This is a genomic window from Klebsiella sp. CB_Kp196 (genome assembly GCF_040061575.1).
Taxonomy (GTDB): Bacteria; Pseudomonadota; Gammaproteobacteria; order Enterobacterales; family Enterobacteriaceae; genus Klebsiella; species Klebsiella michiganensis.
In genome coordinates this window covers 160,471-178,527 of sequence record NZ_JBEAFH010000032.1, presented here as the reverse complement: position 1 = coordinate 178,527, position 18,057 = coordinate 160,471, and the positions used below count along the sequence as shown (strand labels likewise).

The 18,057-nt window shown below is 61.5% G+C and carries 14 protein-coding genes; 5 read left to right on the top strand and 9 right to left on the bottom strand.

Annotation, left to right across the window (positions count from 1 at the left end):
- Positions 1 to 98: 98 nt before the first annotated feature.
- The 6 genes from baeR to ABLU87_RS06510 are packed head-to-tail and all read right to left on the bottom strand — an operon-like array spanning position 99 to position 11,220.
- On the bottom strand, positions 99 to 821 hold the full coding sequence (gene baeR / locus ABLU87_RS06535; RefSeq protein WP_014230101.1) for a two-component system response regulator BaeR: 723 nt from the start codon (positions 819 to 821) through the stop codon (positions 99 to 101).
- Positions 818 to 2,353, bottom strand: coding sequence for a two-component system sensor histidine kinase BaeS (baeS, locus tag ABLU87_RS06530; protein ID WP_016946933.1), 1,536 nt, complete (start codon positions 2,351 to 2,353; stop codon positions 818 to 820). Before baeS ends, baeR begins: the two co-directional genes overlap by 4 nt.
- Entirely contained in the window at positions 2,350 to 3,765 is a 1,416-nt protein-coding gene (locus ABLU87_RS06525; RefSeq protein WP_014230099.1) for an MFS transporter, read from the bottom strand. Before ABLU87_RS06525 ends, baeS begins: the two co-directional genes overlap by 4 nt.
- Position 3,766: 1 nt before the next feature.
- Positions 3,767 to 6,844 (bottom strand): multidrug efflux RND transporter permease subunit MdtC, encoded by a 3,078-nt coding sequence (gene mdtC, locus ABLU87_RS06520; RefSeq protein ID WP_016946935.1) that lies wholly within the window; start codon positions 6,842 to 6,844, stop codon positions 3,767 to 3,769.
- Positions 6,845 to 9,967 carry an MdtB/MuxB family multidrug efflux RND transporter permease subunit gene (locus tag ABLU87_RS06515; RefSeq protein WP_128334763.1) on the bottom strand — a complete coding sequence of 1,041 codons (3,123 nt, stop codon included), beginning with the start codon at positions 9,965 to 9,967 and terminating at the stop codon, positions 6,845 to 6,847.
- Entirely contained in the window at positions 9,967 to 11,220 is a 1,254-nt protein-coding gene (locus ABLU87_RS06510) for an MdtA/MuxA family multidrug efflux RND transporter periplasmic adaptor subunit (RefSeq protein ID WP_049082632.1), read from the bottom strand. Before ABLU87_RS06510 ends, ABLU87_RS06515 begins: the two co-directional genes overlap by 1 nt.
- A gap of 383 nt (positions 11,221 to 11,603) precedes the next feature.
- Between ABLU87_RS06510 and ABLU87_RS06505 the strand changes: the two genes are divergently transcribed.
- From ABLU87_RS06505 to ABLU87_RS06490, 4 genes are all read left to right on the top strand, one after another.
- Complete coding sequence (locus tag ABLU87_RS06505; protein WP_049082631.1) at positions 11,604 to 12,365, top strand: amidinotransferase; 762 nt, start codon at positions 11,604 to 11,606, stop codon at positions 12,363 to 12,365.
- 28 nt (positions 12,366 to 12,393) lie between these two features.
- Positions 12,394 to 13,167, top strand: coding sequence for an ABC transporter substrate-binding protein (locus ABLU87_RS06500; protein ID WP_014838973.1), 774 nt, complete (start codon positions 12,394 to 12,396; stop codon positions 13,165 to 13,167).
- 64 nt (positions 13,168 to 13,231) lie between these two features.
- Entirely contained in the window at positions 13,232 to 13,924 is a 693-nt protein-coding gene (locus ABLU87_RS06495) for an ABC transporter permease subunit (protein ID WP_128334762.1), read from the top strand.
- The gene (locus tag ABLU87_RS06490; RefSeq protein WP_014230092.1) at positions 13,921 to 14,646 is read left to right on the top strand and encodes an ABC transporter permease subunit; all 726 of its coding nucleotides are present in this window, start codon (positions 13,921 to 13,923) and stop codon (positions 14,644 to 14,646) included. The genes ABLU87_RS06495 and ABLU87_RS06490 overlap by 4 nt, the downstream gene beginning before the upstream one ends.
- Here ABLU87_RS06490 and ABLU87_RS06485 read toward each other — a convergent pair whose 3' ends face one another.
- Complete coding sequence (locus ABLU87_RS06485) at positions 14,647 to 15,102, bottom strand: Lrp/AsnC family transcriptional regulator (protein WP_029505532.1); 456 nt, start codon at positions 15,100 to 15,102, stop codon at positions 14,647 to 14,649.
- A gap of 14 nt (positions 15,103 to 15,116) precedes the next feature.
- On the opposite strand from ABLU87_RS06485, the gene ABLU87_RS06480 reads away from it, so the two are divergent.
- Positions 15,117 to 16,151 carry a succinylglutamate desuccinylase/aspartoacylase family protein gene (locus tag ABLU87_RS06480; RefSeq protein ID WP_128334761.1) on the top strand — a complete coding sequence of 345 codons (1,035 nt, stop codon included), beginning with the start codon at positions 15,117 to 15,119 and terminating at the stop codon, positions 16,149 to 16,151.
- 7 nt (positions 16,152 to 16,158) lie between these two features.
- Here ABLU87_RS06480 and ABLU87_RS06475 read toward each other — a convergent pair whose 3' ends face one another.
- Together ABLU87_RS06475 and ABLU87_RS06470 are read right to left on the bottom strand one after the other, a co-directional pair.
- The gene (locus ABLU87_RS06475) at positions 16,159 to 17,055 is read right to left on the bottom strand and encodes a proline iminopeptidase-family hydrolase (RefSeq protein ID WP_032719851.1); all 897 of its coding nucleotides are present in this window, start codon (positions 17,053 to 17,055) and stop codon (positions 16,159 to 16,161) included.
- Positions 17,056 to 17,139: 84 nt separating this feature from the next.
- A complete protein-coding gene (locus tag ABLU87_RS06470) occupies positions 17,140 to 17,892 on the bottom strand; it encodes a LuxR family transcriptional regulator (RefSeq protein WP_128334760.1) in 753 nt (250 codons plus the stop codon).
- Between the last annotated feature and the right edge of the window lie 165 nt (positions 17,893 to 18,057).

The window sequence follows — 18,057 nt, the reverse complement described above, 5'->3', positions numbered from 1 at the left end:
TTGACGCGCCTGCCCGGGCGACCCGGCCCGCAGACGGCGGTGAGCCAGTAGCCCGGCTAAGCGCAGCGCGAGCCGGGGAAAAGTCGGGCAGGGGCTAATTATGCCAGCCGGCAGGCGTCGGCTTCCCAGCGGTACCCTACGCCGTAAACGGCGCGGATAAACGACTGCTCGGCGTCCAGCGACTCCAGCTTACGCCGCAGGTTTTTGATATGGCTATCGATCGTTCGGTCGGTCACCACGCGGTAATCATCGTATAGATGATTCAGCAGTTGTTCGCGCGAGAAGACTTTACCCGGTTCCTGGGAGAGGGTTTTCAGCAGGCGGAACTCGGCGGGCGTGAGGTCCAGCAGCTTGTCGCGCCAGGAAGCCTGAAAACGACCTTCGTCGACAATCAGCGGGCTTTCCGCATCCAGCGCCTGCAGATCGCGCTGCGGTTTGCAGCGGCGAAGAATGGTCTTCACGCGGGCCACCACCTCGCGCGGGCTGTAGGGCTTACAGATATAGTCATCGGCGCCGATTTCTAACCCCAGCAGGCGGTCGATCTCCTCGATTTTGGCGGTGACCATGACCACCGGTACCTCAGAGAAACGGCGGATTTCCCGACACAGGGTCAGGCCGTCGGTGCCGGGCAGCATCAGATCCAGCAGGATCAGATGCGGCGGCGTCTGGCGAACGTACGGGAGAACCCGATCGCCGTGATTAATCAGCGTCGGCGCATAGCCCGCCGCCTGAAGATAATCGATCAGCAGCTGACCCAGCTTGGGCTCATCTTCCACGATAAGAATGCGTGGCGTGTTTTCATCAACAGGTAATTCAGTCATACGTCTCTCGATAAATTACGTTCCAGAGGTAGTTCTACTTTAATGCTAACCCCGCCCAAAGGCGAATGGCCGGCACGCAAAGTACCGCCGTGGGCCGCGACAATGTTAAGGCAAATCGCCAGCCCTAAACCAGAGCCGCCGCTGGCACGATTGCGCGACCCCTCAGTACGATAAAAACGCTCGACCAACCGCTCCAGCTGTTCATCGGTGACGCCGGGGGCGCTATCGGCAAAATCGAGAACCAGCATATCCCCGCTCTGGCTGGCGCTAATCTGCAGGCCGCCGCCGCTATCGGTATAGCGCAGGCTGTTTTCCAGCAGGTTATTAAACAGCTGCATCAGGCGATCCCGGTCGCCGAAAATCGTCGCGCTTTCCGGCAGCGAAACGCCGATCGACAGCCCGCGGCTGGCGAAGCGCTCGCGAAACGCGCCGGCGGCGACCTCCAGCAGATTGATGATATCCACCGAGGTTTTCTGGTAGGAGAGGGCGCCTTCATCGGACATCGACAGCTGGTGTAAGTCATCGACCAGTTTGGTGAGAGTGGCGACTTCCGCCTGCAGGGAGGCGATGGAGTCCGGGGTAAATTTGCGGATCCCATCCTGAATCGCCTCCAGCTCCCCGCGCAGCACCGCCAGCGGCGTGCGCAGCTCGTGGGAAATATCGGCCATCAGGTCCCGGCGCATCTGCTGGTTGCGTTCCAGAGTGCTGGCCAGCTGGTTAAAATCTTTGGCCAGACGCCCCAGCTCATCGCTGCTGGTGGCGGCGACGCGGGTGGAGAAATCGCCGGCCGCCAGACGGTGCGTCCCCTCAACCAGGCGTTTAACCGGCGCGAGCAGGCCGCGCGCCAGCGGGAAGGTGGCCAGCGCCGCCAGCAGCGTGGCGAGGGCGACAATCAGCCAGCTGGTACGTTTCTGCTGGCGGTCAAAGTTGATATCAGTGTTGCGCGTCAGGCGTTCAACCGGCGAGGCAATGACCGCGCCAACCTCAACGCCGTCGACCATAATACTGCGCCGGGTACCGTCCTTCGGCACGCGTTCGCGCGGGCCCACCAGTACGCGTCCTTTTTGATCGACCACCCAGAACATCGTGCGCCAACCGTGCGGAGGCATATCGGGGCCGGGACCGCGGTCGCCACGATCGCCGCGTGGACCGTCGAGCGGCCGGTCCGGCGCGGCGTCCGGCGGCATCTCTTCCGGGCCGGGGCCACCGTGCGGCTCATCCATCGGACCGTGGCCCATACCGCGGCCCGGCGGCGAGCGGTCATCGTTGTCGCGCTCAAAGGTTTTCAGCAGCTGGAAAATAAAGCGGTCGTTGTTGCGCAGGAACGTCCAGCTGCCGTGCTGGGCATACTGCTCGCTCAGGGCATCGCCGAGCATGGTCAGGCGCTGTTCGTTGCCGCGCTTGATATAGTCAATAAAGCCGCGTTCAAAGCTGATACGCACCGCCCAGTGCATACTGATCAGCAGCACGATGCAGGTGGCGAGGATCGCGATAAACAGCTTGCCGGTAATGCCGGGACGCCAGAACTTCAAGACTCACTCCTTTTACGGCGACGAATCACGGTATTGGTCGTGGTGTCATCCGGTACGCGGGAAAAAAGCAGCGCCGGCAGCGCGATAATCACCGCCATGCTTAAGTAGGTATAGAGAAAGACCTGATGAGCGATCGCCGCATCGGCGCTGATATGCTGCTGGCCGTAGAGACCGAGCAGCATCCCGGCGATAGTGACGCCGATACTCATCGACAGCTGCATGACCATCGACAGCAAGCTGTTGCCGCTGCTGGCCAGATCGTCGGGCAGGTCTTTCAGGGTCAGCGTATTCATTGAAGAAAAGCGGCTGGAGTTAATCATCCCCTGCAGGAACAGCACCACCGGCAGCAGCCAGTACCAGCCGGCGAGCGCAACGGCCATAAACAGCAGGCTGACCAGCGCGAGGCCAATCGTCGAGGTCACCAGTACCCGGCGATAGCCGAAGCGGTTGACCACCTGGACCACAATGCGCTTCATCCCCATGCTGCCGAGCACCATCGGGATCATCATCAGCCCGGCGTGGAACGGCGTAAAGCCGAGGCCGATCTGTAAAAACACCGGCGTCATAAACGGCAGCATGCCGCTGCCGATACGCCCGGCGAAGCTGCCGCCAAGGCCAAGAGAAAAGGTGCGGTTGGTAAACAGCTTCAGGCTAAACAGCGCGTTGCGGTTGCCGCGCGCGTGCCACAGATAGCACAGCATTGACGCCGCGCCGATGGCCACCAGCGCCGTCAGCCACAGGGGGGAGAGCCCGAGCCCTTTTTTACCGTCGAGCGCCAGGGTCAGCGTCGCCATGCCGGCGGCCAGCAGAATAAAGCCGAAGATATCAAAGCGCCGGGTTTGCAGGGTGTAGTTGGGCATCAGGCACAGCGTGGCGATGGCGCCGACGATGCCGACCGGAATGTTGATCAGGAAGATCCAGTGCCAGGAGGCGTACTCCACCAGCATCCCGCCGAGCGCCGGGCCGAGCAGCGGACCCACCTGGCCGGGCAGGGTGACGAAGGTCATCGCCGCCATGTATTGACTGCGCGGGACGATTTTCATCACCGTCAGGCGGCCAACCGGCACCATCATCGCGCCGCCGACGCCCTGCAGCACGCGGGCGAGTATCAGCTGATCGAGCGTGGCGGCCTGCGCGCAGAACAGGGAGCCGGCGGTAAACAGCACGATGGCGCTAAAAAAGATATTCCGCACCCCGACCCGATCCGCCAGCCAGCCGCTGGCGGGCAGCATCACCGCCACCGTCAGCACATAGGAGACAATAACCATATGCATATGCAGCGGGCTCTCCCCGAGGCTCTGCGCCATGGAGGGGAGGGCGGTGTTAACGATAGTGGTATCCAGCGCCTGCATAAAAAAGCCGAAGGCCACTATCCACAGCTGCCAGCGCACGCTGGAGGGAAGATCTGTCATGTTATTCGCTTACCGGTTGAGGGACTTTTCGCGAAAAACGCAGCCGCAGACGGTCGAAGAACAGATAGACCACCGGCGTGGTGTACAGGGTCAACAGCTGACTCATCACCAGGCCGCCGACAATGGTAATCCCCAGCGGCTGGCGCAGCTCGGAGCCATCGCCGCCGGAGATAACCAGCGGCAGCGCGCCGAACAGCGCCGCCAGGGTGGTCATCATTATCGGCCGGAAGCGCAGCAGACAGGCCTGGAAGATCGCTTCTTCCGGCGGCAGGTTGCCGTTGCGCTGCGCCTCAAGGGCGAAATCGACCATCATGATGGCGTTTTTCTTCACGATGCCAATTAATAGCATAATCCCGATAAGCGCGATTAGGCTGAACGGGGCATCGAAAAGCTCCAGCGCCAGCAGCGCGCCGACGCCGGCGGACGGAATGGTCGACAGAATGGTCAGCGGATGAACGTAGCTCTCATAGAGGATCCCCAGCACGATGTAGACCGTGGCGATGGCCGCCAGAATCAGGATCACCTGCGAGTTCATGGTCTCCTGGAACACCTGCGCGGTCCCGGCGAACGACCCGCGGACGCTGGACGGCACGCCAATCTGGGTCATCGCCCGGTTGATGGCGTCGCTGGCTTCCGACAACGACTTGCCGGTAGGCAGGTTAAAGGAGATGGTCGACGCCGCCGACAGCCCCTGGTGGTTCACCGACAGCGGCGCGTTAGCCGGCTGCCATTTGGCGAAATAGGAGAGCGGAATCGGCTTGTCTTCGCTGTTGATCACAAACATCTTATCGAGGGCGCTGACGTCCTGGGTGTAGACCGGGTCGACCTGCATCACCACTTTATACTGGTTCAGCGGCTGGTAGATGGTTGAGATCTGCCGCTGACCGAAGGCGTTGTTCAGCAGATTGTTGGCGTCCTGCACGCTGATGCCGAGCCGCGACATGGTATCGCGATCGTAGATCAGATCCATCTCCGCGCCGTTATTCTGGCTGTCGGAGTTGACGTCCGCCAGCTCCGGCAGCGCCGCCAGCGTTTTGCGGATTTTCGGCTCCCATTCCCGCAGCGCCGCAAGGTCGTCCGACAGCAGCGTATACTGGTAGCTGGCGTTGGCCTGACGGCCGCCGACGCGGATATCCTGTACCGCCATCAGGAACAGGTTGGCCCCCGGCTCTTTGGCCAGCTTCTTCCGCAGCCGATCGATAATCTGCTGCGCCGTTTCATGGCGCTCATCGCGCGACTTAAGGGTGATAAACATCATTCCGCTGTTGACCCGCGAGCCGCCGGTAAAACCGGTGACGTTGTCCACCGCCGGATCTTCACGAATGATCTTCATAAAGTCCTCCAGCTTGCCGCGCATCGCCTGAAACGAGATGCTCTGGTCCGCCTGGATACCGCCCATCAGCACCCCGGTGTCCTGCTCCGGGAAGAAGGTTTTGGGAATTGAGATATAGAGCCAGACGCTCAGCGCGATGGTGCCAAGCAGCACCAGTCCGGTTAAGCGGCTGTGCTTCAGCACCCACTTCAGCGATTTGCCGTATCCGCCCTGAATCGCCACCAGCAGGCGGCCAACCCCGCGCTTGCGCGTCGGCTCGTGGGGCTTGCCGCTTTTCAGCAGCCAGCCGCACATCATCGGCGTCAGGGTCAGAGAGACCGCCAGCGAAATGCCAATCGCCACCGACAGGGTAACGGCGAATTCGCGCAGCAGCCTTCCCGGCAGGCCGCCCATCAGCAGCAGCGGCAGGAACACTGCCACCAGCGACAGGCTCATCGACAGCACGGTAAAACCGACTTCCCGGCTCCCCTGCAGCGCCGCCTGCAGCGGCTTCATGCCGGCTTCCAGATGGCGGGAAATATTTTCCAGCACCACGATGGCGTCATCGACCACGAAGCCGGTAGCGATGGTCAGCGCCATCAGCGACAGGTTGTTAAGGCTGAAGCCGCACAGGTACATGGCGGCAAAGGTGCCGATCAGCGAAACCGGAACCGCCACCGCCGGGATCAGCGTCGCGCGCCCCGAGCGGAGGAAGAGGAAGACCACGAGGATCACCAGCGCCACCGAGATGACCAGCGTTTGCTCCACTTCCTCCAGCGAGGCGCGGATGGTCGGCGAGCGGTCCTGGGCGATTTGCAGATCGACAGAGGCCGGGATGGTGCGCTGCAGCTCCGGCAGGCGGGCGCGAATGCTGTCCACCGTCTCGATGATATTGGCTTCCGGCAGCTTGCGGATCATCAGCAAAATCGCCGGTTTGGCGTTAGTCATCCCGGCGTTGCGCACGTCCTGCACCGAATCGGTGACGTTGGCGACGTCGCCGAGGCGCACCGCCGCGCCGTTGTTATAGTGCACGATCAGCGGCTGGTATTCGGCGGCGGTCTTCAGCTCGTCGTTGGTCGCCACCTGCCAGCGGTGGGTGGCATCTTCCAGCGCCCCCTGCGGTTTACGTACGTTGGCGTTGCTGATGGCGGTGCGCACCGCGTCCAGCGATACGCCCTGGTTAAACAGCGCCTGCGGGTTGAGGTCGACGCGCACCGCGGGCAGCGAACTGCCGCCGACGTCCACGTCGCCGACGCCGTCAATCTGGGCAATGGTCTGCGCCAGCTGGGTAGAGGCGAAGTCGTACAGTTCACCCTGGGACCAGGTATCCGAGGTGAGGGTGAGGATCATGATCGGCGCGTCTGACGGGTTGGCTTTGCGGTAGGTCGGACGGCTCGGCATGCCGCTCGGCAGCAGGCTTTGCGCGGCGTTAATCGCCGCCTGCACGTCGCGGGCCGCGCCGTTGATATCGCGGTCAAAGTTGAACTCAAGAATGATGCGCGTACTGCCGAGCGAGCTGGAGGAGGTCATCTCATTGACCCCGGCAATCCGCCCCAAAGAGCGCTCCAGCGGCGTCGCCACCGAAGAGGCCATGGTCTCCGGCGACGCGCCGGGCAGCGAGGCGCTGATCATGATGACCGGGAAATCCACCTGCGGCAGCGGCGCCACCGGCAGCAGGCGGAAACCGAGGATGCCGCACAGGGTAATGGCGAGCGAAATCAGAATCGTCGCCACCGGACGGTAAATGAAGAGGGCGAAAAACTTCACCTACGCCTCCTCCTCACGCCGCGGGAATCGGCTCTTCATATACAGCGACAGCCGGTCGAACAGCAGGTAGATAACCGGAGTCGTGAACAGCGTCAGCACCTGGCTGAGCATCAGACCGCCGACCATGCCAATCCCCAGCGGACGCCGCAGCTCCGCGCCGACGCCGGTACTGAGCATCAGCGGCAGTGCGCCCAGCAGGGCGGCGAGGGTGGTCATCAGGATCGGGCGGAAGCGCAGCAGGCAGGCCTGGTAGATCGCCTCGCGCGGCGGCATGCCCTGCTCGCGTTCGGCGGCCAGCGCGAAGTCGATCATCATGATGGCGTTTTTCTTGACGATGCCGATCAGCAGAATGATGCCGATAATCGCGATAACGTCCAGTTCGCTCCCCGCCAGCCATAGCGCCAGCAGCGCACCGACGCCCGCCGTCGGCAGGGTGGAGAGAATCGTTATCGGATGAATAAAGCTTTCATACAGCACCCCGAGGACGATATACATCGCCACCACCGCGGCAACCACCAGCCAAATGGTGCTGCCGAGTGCCGACTGGAAGGCCAGAGAGCTGCCCTGGAACTGGGTACGGATATCGCTCGGGAACGCCAGCGCCTGTTCGGCGCCAAGAATCGCTTCGACCGCATCGCCCAGCGAATAGTTGTCCGGCACGTTAAACGAGATGGTGGTAACCGGGAACTGATCGAGATGGTTTATGGATAGCGGGGCAAAGCGCTCCTCGACGCTGGCGATGGATTTCAGCGGCACAATCCCGCCGTCGCTGCTGGTCAGGCGAATATTATCCAGCGCCGCCAGCCCCGGCGTGGCCTGGGTATCATGCTCCAGCACCACGCGGTACTGATTCGCCTGGGTATAAATGGTGGAGATTAAGCGCTGACCGAAGGCGTTATACAGCGCGTTATCCACGTCCGCCATGCTGATGCCGAGACGGCTGGCGCTATCGCGATCAACGTTGATATACGCCGCCAGGCCCTTATCCTGCCAGTCGCTGCTGACGTCGGAGAGCTGCGGCAGCGCCTGCAGCCGGGCCAGCAGCTGCGGGACCCAGTTGCTGAGCGCGTCCAGCGAGTTGGCCTGCAGGGTGAACTGGTACTGGGTGCGGCTGACGGTGGTGTCAATGGTCAGACCCTGCGTCGGCTGGAGATAGAGCTCGACGCCGGGAATGCCGCTCACCGCGTTCTGCAGGCGGGCGATCACCGTCTGTACGCGATCGTCGCGCTCGTCCAGCGGCTTAAGGTTGATTTGCAGGCGGGCGCTGTTGAGCGCCGGGTTGGTACCGTCGACGCCGACGTAGGAGGTCAGGCTTTCCACCGCCGGATCGTTGAGTATCGCCGCCGACACCTGCTGCTGGCGCTCGGCCATGTTGGCGAACGACGCCGACTGCGGCGCCTGCAGCGTCCCCTGGATAATGCCGTTGTCCTGAATCGGGAAGAAGCCCTTCGGAATAAACACCCACAGCATAATCGACAGCACCAGCGTACCGAGGGCCACGCTCAGGGTCAGCCACGGATGATTCAGCACCCGGCTCAGCCAGCGGCCATAGACGGCGATCACCCGCTCAAAGAAACGCTCGCTGGCGCGCGAGAAGCGGTTCTGCTTGCGCAGCGACTCGTGGCTCAGCATGCGGGCGCACATCATCGGCGTCAGGGTCAGCGACACCACCGCGGAAATCAGGATCGCCACCGCCAGGGTAATGGCGAACTCGCGGAACAGACGGCCCACGATATCGCCCATAAACAGCAGCGGGATCAGCACCGCAATCAGCGAGAAGGTCAGCGAGATAATGGTAAAGCCAATCTCTCCGGCCCCTTTCAGGGCGGCGGCCAGCGGCTTTTCGCCTTTCTCGATATAGCGCGAGATGTTTTCAATCACCACGATGGCGTCATCGACCACAAAGCCGGTGGCGATGGTCAGGGCCATCAGCGTCAGGTTGTTAATCGAAAAATCGAGAAATACCATCACCGCAAAGGTGCCGACCAGCGATAGCGGTACGGCGATGCCGGGAATAATCGTCGCCGGGACGTTGCGCAGAAAGACGTAGATAATCATCACCACCAGGGCGATGGCCAGCATCAGCTCGAACTGGGTGTCGCTGACCGAGGCGCGGATATTGGTGGTGCGGTCGGAAAGCACCTGAACTTTAACCGATTTCGGCAGGCTTTCGGTGAGCTGCGGCAGCATCTGGCGGATGCTGTCGGCGGTCGAGATAATGTTGGCCCCCGGCTGGCGCTGGACGTTCATGACGATCGCCCGCTGATTGTTCGCCCATGCCCCAAGCCAGCTGTTTTCCGCGCCCTGTTCCACGGTGGCGACGTCGCCGAGGCGAATCGGCGCGCCGTTCTGATAAGCGATAATCAGCCGGCGGTAATCTTCCGCCGACTGCATCTGATCGTTGGCGGAGAGGGTCACCGCCCGCGATGGGCCGTCGAGGCTACCCTTCGCCGAGTTGACGTTGGCGCTGGTTATCGCGGTGCGCACCGTTTCGCTGGTCAGCCCGAGGGCGGCGATGGCCTGGGCGTTGAGCTTGACGCGTACCGCCGGGCGCTGGCCGCCCGCGAGGGTGACCAGCCCGACGCCGGAAACCTGGGAGATTTTCTGCGCCACGCGGGTCTCCACCATATCCTCGACCTGGGTCATCGGCACGGCGGAAGAGGTGACCGCAAGGGTCATAATCGGCGGATCGGCGGGGTTAACTTTGCTGTAGACCGGAGGGTTAGGCAGGTCAGAAGGCAGCAGGTTGGTGGCGGCGTTGATGGCTGCCTGTACTTCCTGTTCCGCGACGTCCAGCGGCAGCGTGAGCTGGAACTGGAGCGTGACCACCGACGCGCCGCCGGAGCTCTGGGAAGACATCTGCTTGAGGCCGGACATCTGGCCAAACTGGCGCTCCAGCGGGGCGGTCACCGACGAGGTCATCACGTCCGGGCTGGCGCCGGGATAGAGGGTTACCACCTGAATCGTCGGGTAGTCCACTTCCGGCAGCGCCGAAACCGGCAGGAAACGATAGCCGATAATCCCGGCCAGCATAATGGCCACCATTAACAGCGTCGTGGCGACCGGGCGCATGATAAACAGACGGGAAGGGCCACCCGTGCTGCTCGGCGGTAACACTTGCATCAGGAGCGCGCTCCTTTTTTACCGTACTCGCGGCTGGTGGCTTTTTCCGGCTCGGCGGCGGTAGCCGCATCGTGGGCTTCCACCACCTCAACCTTCGCGCCTTCGGTCAGACGGTCGATACCGTCGGTTACGACGCGATCGCCGGCGGAAAGCCCGGCGTTGATCACCACTTTCAGGCTGTCCTGAATACCCGGCGTGACGGTGTGCTTGCTGACCTTGTTCTCATCGTTCAGTACCCAGACGAAATGGCCTTCGTTACCCATTTGCAGCGCGGCGGTTGGGATCACCACCGCGTTCTGCTCGGTATCGACCAGCATACGGGCGTTGACGAACTGATTCGGGAACAGGGCATCGTCAAGGTTAGTAAAGCGCGCTTTCAGCTTGATGGTGCCGGTGGTGGCGTCAATCTGGTTATCGAGGCTCAGCAGTGAGCCTTCGCTGATTTTCTGTTTATTGGTGCGGTCCCAGGCTTCGACAGCCAGCTTTTTCCCCGCCTTTTGCGCCTGTACCACCGTGGCGATTTGGTTTTCCGGCAGCGTAAAGACCACGTCGATCGGGTGGGTTTGCGTCAGCACCACAATCCCGGTGGTGTCGCCGCTGGCGATCTGGTTGCCGATATCCACCTGTTTTAAGCCGACCCGGCCGTCGATTGGCGCGGTGATGCGGCTCCAGTCCAGCTGCAGCTGGGCGCTGGCGACGGCGGCTTCGTCCGCTTTGATCGTACCCAGGGTTTCGCTGACCAGCGACTGCTGGGTGTCCAGCTCCTGCCGGGAAACCAGATTGGTTTTGACCAGCTGCTGGTAGCGCGCCAGATCGCGACGGGCGTTGGCCAGGGTGGCCCGATCTTTCGCCAGCTGGCCTTCGGCCTGGGCGAGGGCGACTTTAAACTGGCTGGGGTCGATTTCCGCGAGCAGATCGCCCGCTTTGACCTGCTGGCCTTCGGTAAAGTGGATGGCCAGCAGCTGGCCGTCGACGCGGCTGCGGACGGTGACGGTATTCGCCGCCGTCACGGTGCCGAGGCCGGAAAGGTAGCGCGGTACCGCTTCGCTGGTGGCGGTGGCCGCCTGTACCGGCGCGAGGGCGGCGCCAAAACGACCGGGGCGTCCGCCTCCGGGCCCCTGCTGACGCGCGCCTGATGCCGTCGGCGCGCCGCTGTTTGCCGCTTCGCGACCCTGCCAGAACCAGTACGCGGCGCCCGCGACGATCGCGACCACCAGCACCGCAGCCCAACGGCTTTTATTGCTACCTTTCATTAATTTGCTATCTCATCCTGAAACGTTTCACGGAATGATACTAGTTTAGCCAGCGAACGCTGCTTAAAAATGGAGGAATTATGAAAAGACTGTCCAGATATGTCTGTAAAAAACGCTTTTCGCAGAGCCGGTTACGGTGAATAGTTAGGCGTAAAATTCGCTTAATGATTTTGCTTAGCCGGGCGATGAATCCGGTTAGTTATTGCCCGTCATCCGCTGTTTCTTAAGGGTCACAGCGGAATACGTCGAATCTGAACTGATATACAGCGTGAATAAGCGGCCCCGGAAAGTGATTCAGCCTGATTGGCGGCGGCATCTGTTTGATAATCCAATTCACTCACGATTTTGCCTTAAGCAATGCGACCACTACCAGAGGGTTCTTTATGCATTTTACCCAAGCTATCGCCCGTCTCCCGGCCGCCACCTGCGGCGCAGGACAAACTACCGCCCGGCTGGGCGCGCCGGATATCGCCGCCACCACCCGCCAGTTTCTCGCCTATGTGGAAACCCTGCTGCAGCTTGGCCTGAAGGTCACCGTACTGCCCGCGGCTGCGGATTATCCTGATGCGCACTTTGTTGAAGATACCGCGGTGGTGATGCCGGAACTGGCGGTGATCACCCATCCGGGCGCGCCGAGCCGTCAGGGCGAGGTCGATACCATTGCGCCGGTGCTGGCGGGGTTCCGTCCGCTGGCGCGGATGAGCGAGCGCGGGCATATGGACGGCGGCGACGTGCTGTTAGTGGATAAGCAGTTTTTTATCGGCCTGACGGCGCGCACCGATGAGCAGGGGATCCGCGAGTTTGCCGCCGTCGTTGAGCCGCACGGCTATCAGGTCGCGGCGATTGAAGTGAGCGCCGGTCTGCATCTGAAATCGATCGTCAACTATGTGGGCCGCAATACGCTGCTGCTGACGGAAGGCTACGTTAACCATCCGGCGTTTAGCGGCTTCAACAGCATCGTGATCCCGGAAGAGGAGGCCTACGCCGGAAATACGCTGTGGATCAACGATACCTTAATTACGCCGCAGGGCTACCCCTATACCCTGGGCGAAATCAGCAAGCTGGGAATGCCTATCGTGCAGCTCGACACCAGCGAATTTAAGAAAATGGATGGCGGCCTGACCTGCCTCTCACTGCGTTTTTAATCACCGCGCCAACACCGGGGAGATCGAAATGAAAATACGCCTTGCCGCACTACTGGCCTGCATGGCGCTCAGCGCGCCGCTGGCCGCCCAGCAGTTTGACACCATCAGCTTTGGCGTCGATGGCGGCTATCCGCCGTTTGACGTGCTGGCGCCCAGCGGTGAAATTACCGGCTTTGATATTGATATCGCCAATGCGTTGTGCACCCAGCTAAAAGCCAAATGCGTTTTCGTGAAGCAGCCGTTCGAAAGCATGATCGCCGCCCTCAACGCGCATAAGTTCGATGCCATTATCGCTTCGCTCAATATTACCGATGAGCGTAAAAAGGAAGTGGATTTCACCGACCGCTACTACCGCAGCGCGGCGCAGCTGGTGGCGCGCAAAGGCAGCCCGCTGCTGCCTGACGTCGCCAGCCTGAAAGGCAAAACCGTCGGCGTCCAGACCGGCTCCACCCATGAAGCGTTTGCGAAGGCCAACTGGGCCAATCATGGCGTGAAGATTGTCGGTTACGCTAACCAGGATAACGTCTACCTCGACCTGCTCTCCGGGCGCATCGACGCCGCGTTGCAGGATAATATCCAGGCGGCGACCGGCTTTATTGATACCCCGCGCGGGCAGAAATTCGCCTTTGCCGGTCCGGTTATCCAGGACGGAGGCATCTCTTCCGACGTGGGGATTGCGGTGAATAAAGACAACCCGGCGCTGCGCGATGCGCTGAACGGCGCCATTAAGGCAATCCGCGCCGACGGCACCTACGACGCGATCCAGAAAAAATACTTTAGCTTTGATATTTATGGCAAATAAGTCGTGAAGATGCGGGCGCGGGTGATGGCCTGCGCCCCTTTACGACCTCCGCGGAAGGCTGAATATGGTCGCAGACTATTTACCCCTGTTGTTACGCGGCGCGGCGCTTTCGCTGTGCGTGATGCTCTCTTCATTACTGGTCGCTCTGCTGCTGGGGCTGATTAACTCGCTAATTAAGCTCTTCGGCCCGCCGTGGCTGCGCCTGTTTTCCACCGCCTACACCACGCTGGTACGCGGTATCCCGGAGCTGGTGATTATGCTGCTGCTGTTTTTCGGCGGCGAGATGCTGGTGAACCTGCTGCTGGGTCTGGTGGGGCTCGGGCCGGTGCGCTTCAATACCTTTATCTCCGGCGTGCTGGCGATCGGCTTTGTTTTCGGCGCCTATTACACCGAGACCTTTCGCGGCGCCTTTCTGACCGTCGATAGCGGGCAAACCGAAGCCGCGCACGCCTACGGGATGCGGCCGTGGACGGTGTTCCGCCGGGTGATGCTGCCGCAGATGCTGAGCTTCGCTATCCCGGGCATCAACAACAACTGGCTGGGGCTGATGAAAGCATCGGCGCTGGTGTCGATCCTGGGCCTTGAGGATATGGTATGGCTGGCCGAACAGGCCGGGCGCGCCACGCAAAAGCCGTTCCTCTTCTATTTTCTGGTCTCGCTGATTTACATGGTGATTACCGCACTCTCCAGCTGGCTGTTCAGCCGCCTGGCGAAGCGTTACGCGCTGCGCTCTTCCACGGCGGGGACGGCCTTATGAATCTGCAAACCTTTCTCGATGCGATCCCGAGCTTTTTGTGGAGCGACGGTAACGGCGCCGCCAGCGGGCTGGCGGTCACGGCGGAGCTGTTTTTGCTCTCCATCGTTCCCGGGATGGCGCTGGCGATAGCGATGGCGGTGGGGCAGGTGTATGGACCGCGCGCGCTGGCGCTGCCCATCCGTGGTTTTACGTATTTTTTCCGCAGCACGCCGCTCTATCTCCAGCTGATGCTGATTTACTACGGCCTGTCGCAGTTCGATATCGTGCAGACGGGCTGGATGAACGACCAGCCGTTCTGGCTGCTGTTCCGCGATGCGACCTTCTGCGCCACGCTGGCGCTGGTCCTCAACACTGCCGCGTACGTCGCGGAGCTGCTGGCGGGGATGATGGTGACCTTTCCGCGCCAGGAGTGGGTCGCCGGGGAGGCCTACGGGATGGGGAAATGGCAGATTATTCGTCGTCTGGTGCTGCCCGCGACGCTCAGACGCGGGATCCCGGCGCTGAATAATGAAATGGTCTTTTTACTGCACGCCACGTCGCTGGCCAGCACCGTCACCCTGCTGGATATTACCGGCGTGGCCCGCGCGTTCTACGCCATGACCTATTCGCCGTTTATTCCGTTTCTGATGGCCGCGGCGCTGTATCTGCTCTGCACCTTTATGCTGATTTTCGCCTTTTCCCGCGCCGAGCGGCGCTGGCTGGCGTTTATCCGGCGCGGCTAGTCAGGAGCGCTTAATGGCCTGCAGTTCGGTCAGGGTGACGATTTTATCGACGTGAAACTTTTTACTGGTCAGCCAGCTATCCGCCAGCTGGCAGTAGTGCGCCATGCTGCGGCAGCCGATGCGTACCAGAAAGTCGAAGCTGCCGCTGACCAGCCAGCAGTCCAGCACTTCGGGCGTCTGGCGCATCTCCTGTTCAAACATCGGCTGCGAGCGCCCGTGGTCGGCCAGCGCGATTTGCGCCTGTACCACAAATGCGTGCTCCGGATCGGGCAGTTCTACAATGGCGCTGTAGCCGCGAATAATGCCGTCGCGCTCGAGGCCGCGCACCCGTTCCAGGCACGGACGGGCGGTGAGGTTTACCTGCTCCGAGAGCTTCTGATAAGAAATGCGGCCATCCCGGCGCAGAATTTCAAGGATCTTATGATCGATACGGTCAAGCCGGGCTTTCTTTTCCACAACCAGGACGTCCAATGAAAATTAAACACTATACATTACCTGAACATGCACTCGGTGGGCAGCGGCAATTAAGCCATTTTCATTTCGGCGCGCCCGGCACGGGAGAGAAGGTCTATCTGCAGGCGGGGCTGCACGCCGATGAAATTCCGGGCATGCTGGTTCTGCATTATCTTAAAAGATTACTCAGCCAGGCGGAACGGCGCGGCGAACTGCGCGGCGAAATCATTCTTGTGCCGGTAGCCAACCCGCCGGGGCTGGCCCAGGTGCTGCTCAGCAGCGGTATTGGCCGTTTCGATCTGGCGAGCGGGCGCAATTTTAACCGCGATTTTCCCGATCTGGCGGCGCTGGCGGCGCTTCCCGCCGTGAGCGAGGCGCAGGCCCTGCGCCACCATCTGCTGAGCCTCGCCTGCGATGCCGATCTGGTGCTCGATCTGCACTGCGATGACCAGGCGATTTTGCACCTTTACGCCGACCCGGCCTGGCAACGCGAGGCGAAAGTTCTGGCGGCTTTCCTCGGTATTGACGCCGTGCTGCTGTCGCAGGAGAGCGGGGGCAACTCGTTTGATGAAGCCTGCGGCCTGCCGTGGCAGCGTCTTTGCGCGAGGAATCCGTCGTGGCGCCAGCAGCAGCCCGGCTGCATGGCGGTGACCGTCGAGCTGCGCGGCCAGCAGGAGGTGAATCACGCCACCGCCTGCGACGACGCCGAACGTATTTACCGTTACCTGCAGTACCGCGGCGTGCTGGCGGGCGCCAGGCCCGAGGTTCCGCAGCAGGAAACGGTGATGCTGCCGTTTGCCGCCGGGGAGATTGTCACCGCGCCGGCGACCGGCATCCTGGTGCAGCTAAAACAGCCCGGCGAGTGGGTCAGCGCCGACGATGTCGTCGCGGAAATCATCGATCCGCTGACCGATATGGTCAAAGCGGTGCGGCCGACATCGGGCGGGCTGATTTATGCCAGCCGTCGGGCGCCGTTTGTCACTTTAGGGGCTGAAGTGATGAAAATCGCCGGCGAGCGGCCCTTCAGCGGCGGAGGCGGCCTGGCGCTGTAAGCAGCTTTTATGGTATCGCTCGGCCTAAAAAGTCGTTCACCGTCTTCATGCACAGCTCGCGCTCTTCGACGTGCGGCATATGGCTCGAGGCTTCAAAAATGACCCACTCGGCGCCGGAGATATGGTCCATAAAGGGCTGTACCACTTCCGGCGTGGCTTCATCGTAGCGCCCGGAAATCAGCAGAACCGGAACCGTAATGCGCGCGAGGCGGTCAATAATCGTCCACGCTTTCATGCTGCCGATAACGTGGAATTCGGTGGGGCCATTCATGGCGTGATAAACCGTCGGGTCGGCATCCATGGCATCGAAGGTGCGCCGCACTTCCGCCGGCCAGGGATCGAGCCGACAGACGTGGCGTTGATAAAATACTGCGCTTGCCGCCTTATATTCCGCGCTGTCCAGCGTTCCCGCCGCCTCATGGGCCAGCAGCGTCTGCTGGACGTCGGCGGGCAGCTGCGCCCGCAGCTTTGCCGCACCCTGCAGCCACAGCGCCATCGATGCCGGGGAGTTGGCGATAATCAGCGCCTTTAACCCCTTTGGCTGCGTCACAGCGTGCTCCGCGCCGAGCATACCTCCCCACGATTGGCCGAGCAGGGCGTAATTATCGGCAATATTGAGATGCAGCAGCAGGTTAGCCAGTTCGTCAAGAAACAGCGCCGGTTGCCAGAAGTCGGCGGGCTGCTGCGGTAAATGGGTTGAACGCCCGTTGCCTAACTGATCGTAGTGGATCACCGCTCGCCCGCTGAGGGCGATATCGCGGAACGCATCGACGTAATCATGCGTGCACCCCGGCCCGCCGTGGGCGACGACCAGCGGCGTGAGTCCGCTATCGATATCGCCGCAAACGCGAAACCAGGTTTGATAGTGCCGAAACGGGGCGTAACCTTCGCGGATGGTGTACATGAATCATCTTTACCCTGCTAAGTGGACCGGCTTTCAGGGTAAAGGCTGGCAACCGCGGCTGAACACTAGCAAAAATGCTAGTTCTTAGCTGTCGAGCAGACGGTAGTGCAGGGCGCGGACCACCGCCTGCACGCGGTTGCTGGCGCCCAGCTTTTTGGCCGCGGTATTGAGATGCAGCGTCACCGTCGCCACCGAGCGGTGCAGCTTGCGGGCGATCTCTTTGGCGGTAAGCCCCTCGGCGGACCACGCCAGGCATTCGCGCTCGCGGTTGCTCAGCTTGACGTGATGGCAGGTGAGCATAGTGCTGTCGAACAGCGGGAAGGCGGATTCCTGAAACTGCCAGGCGAGCAGCATCAGCTGCGCCAGGGTGGCGCTGATTTCCCGCTCCTGACGCTGGCCGGTATGGATGCCGGTGAGGGTCACGAACCCCCCGTTGGGGAGATGCAGGGGAACCGTCGCGCCGCAGGGCATATTGTGTTCGCGCATATAGTCGGTGACCGCGGTGGGATGATTGTCCAGCCTCCCGCGCAGCATGCTGCTGTCCGGCCGTTGATAGGACCAGACAAAAGGCGCGCAGCTCTCGAGCGCGCAGTGCTGTACCGGATCCACCTGGTAATATCCGCGCTCGCACCATAGCTGGCGCATATCTTCCGGCACGTTGAACGTTTTCAGCAGCGAGGGCGTAATCAGTTCTCCTTCCAGAGAACGCGGAACCGGCGTGTAATCGTAAATCACCGCCTCAAATCCCAACCTCCGGGTGTGCTGAAAAAGCCCGCTGAATGCGTCATCCAGGCTGGCCGCCCGCGCGCTGCCGGGGTGGTCAAACTCCAGTAGCATATAACCCCCTTCACCTAAAACGAGACCTGCGACGGGCACGATTTGTGCAAATCCGTCAGTAGCTGGCCCAAAGATATGCAATTCCGGTGCCGTTCCGGCGCGGCGCAAAACTAGTATTTTTGCTAACTGTTCAGCGTCCGGGGTTGCCGTTAGCGTTAAGACAGA

What these genes read in the sequence shown, in the direction of transcription:
- ABLU87_RS06480 (WP_128334761.1), top strand. Translation starts at nt 15,117, where the DNA reads ATGAAAATTAAACACTATACATTACCTGAACATGCACTCGGTGGGCAG.
- ABLU87_RS06495 (WP_128334762.1), top strand. Translation starts at nt 13,232, where the DNA reads ATGGTCGCAGACTATTTACCCCTGTTGTTACGCGGCGCGGCGCTTTCG.
- ABLU87_RS06490 (WP_014230092.1), top strand. Translation starts at nt 13,921, where the DNA reads ATGAATCTGCAAACCTTTCTCGATGCGATCCCGAGCTTTTTGTGGAGC.
- ABLU87_RS06515 (WP_128334763.1), bottom strand. Translation starts at nt 9,967, where the DNA reads ATGCAAGTGTTACCGCCGAGCAGCACGGGTGGCCCTTCCCGTCTGTTT.
- ABLU87_RS06510 (WP_049082632.1), bottom strand. Translation starts at nt 11,220, where the DNA reads ATGAAAGGTAGCAATAAAAGCCGTTGGGCTGCGGTGCTGGTGGTCGCG.
- ABLU87_RS06470 (WP_128334760.1), bottom strand. Translation starts at nt 17,892, where the DNA reads ATGCTACTGGAGTTTGACCACCCCGGCAGCGCGCGGGCGGCCAGCCTG.
- baeR (WP_014230101.1), bottom strand. Translation starts at nt 821, where the DNA reads ATGACTGAATTACCTGTTGATGAAAACACGCCACGCATTCTTATCGTG.
- ABLU87_RS06525 (WP_014230099.1), bottom strand. Translation starts at nt 3,765, where the DNA reads ATGACAGATCTTCCCTCCAGCGTGCGCTGGCAGCTGTGGATAGTGGCC.
- ABLU87_RS06500 (WP_014838973.1), top strand. Translation starts at nt 12,394, where the DNA reads ATGAAAATACGCCTTGCCGCACTACTGGCCTGCATGGCGCTCAGCGCG.
- ABLU87_RS06505 (WP_049082631.1), top strand. Translation starts at nt 11,604, where the DNA reads ATGCATTTTACCCAAGCTATCGCCCGTCTCCCGGCCGCCACCTGCGGC.
- ABLU87_RS06475 (WP_032719851.1), bottom strand. Translation starts at nt 17,055, where the DNA reads ATGTACACCATCCGCGAAGGTTACGCCCCGTTTCGGCACTATCAAACC.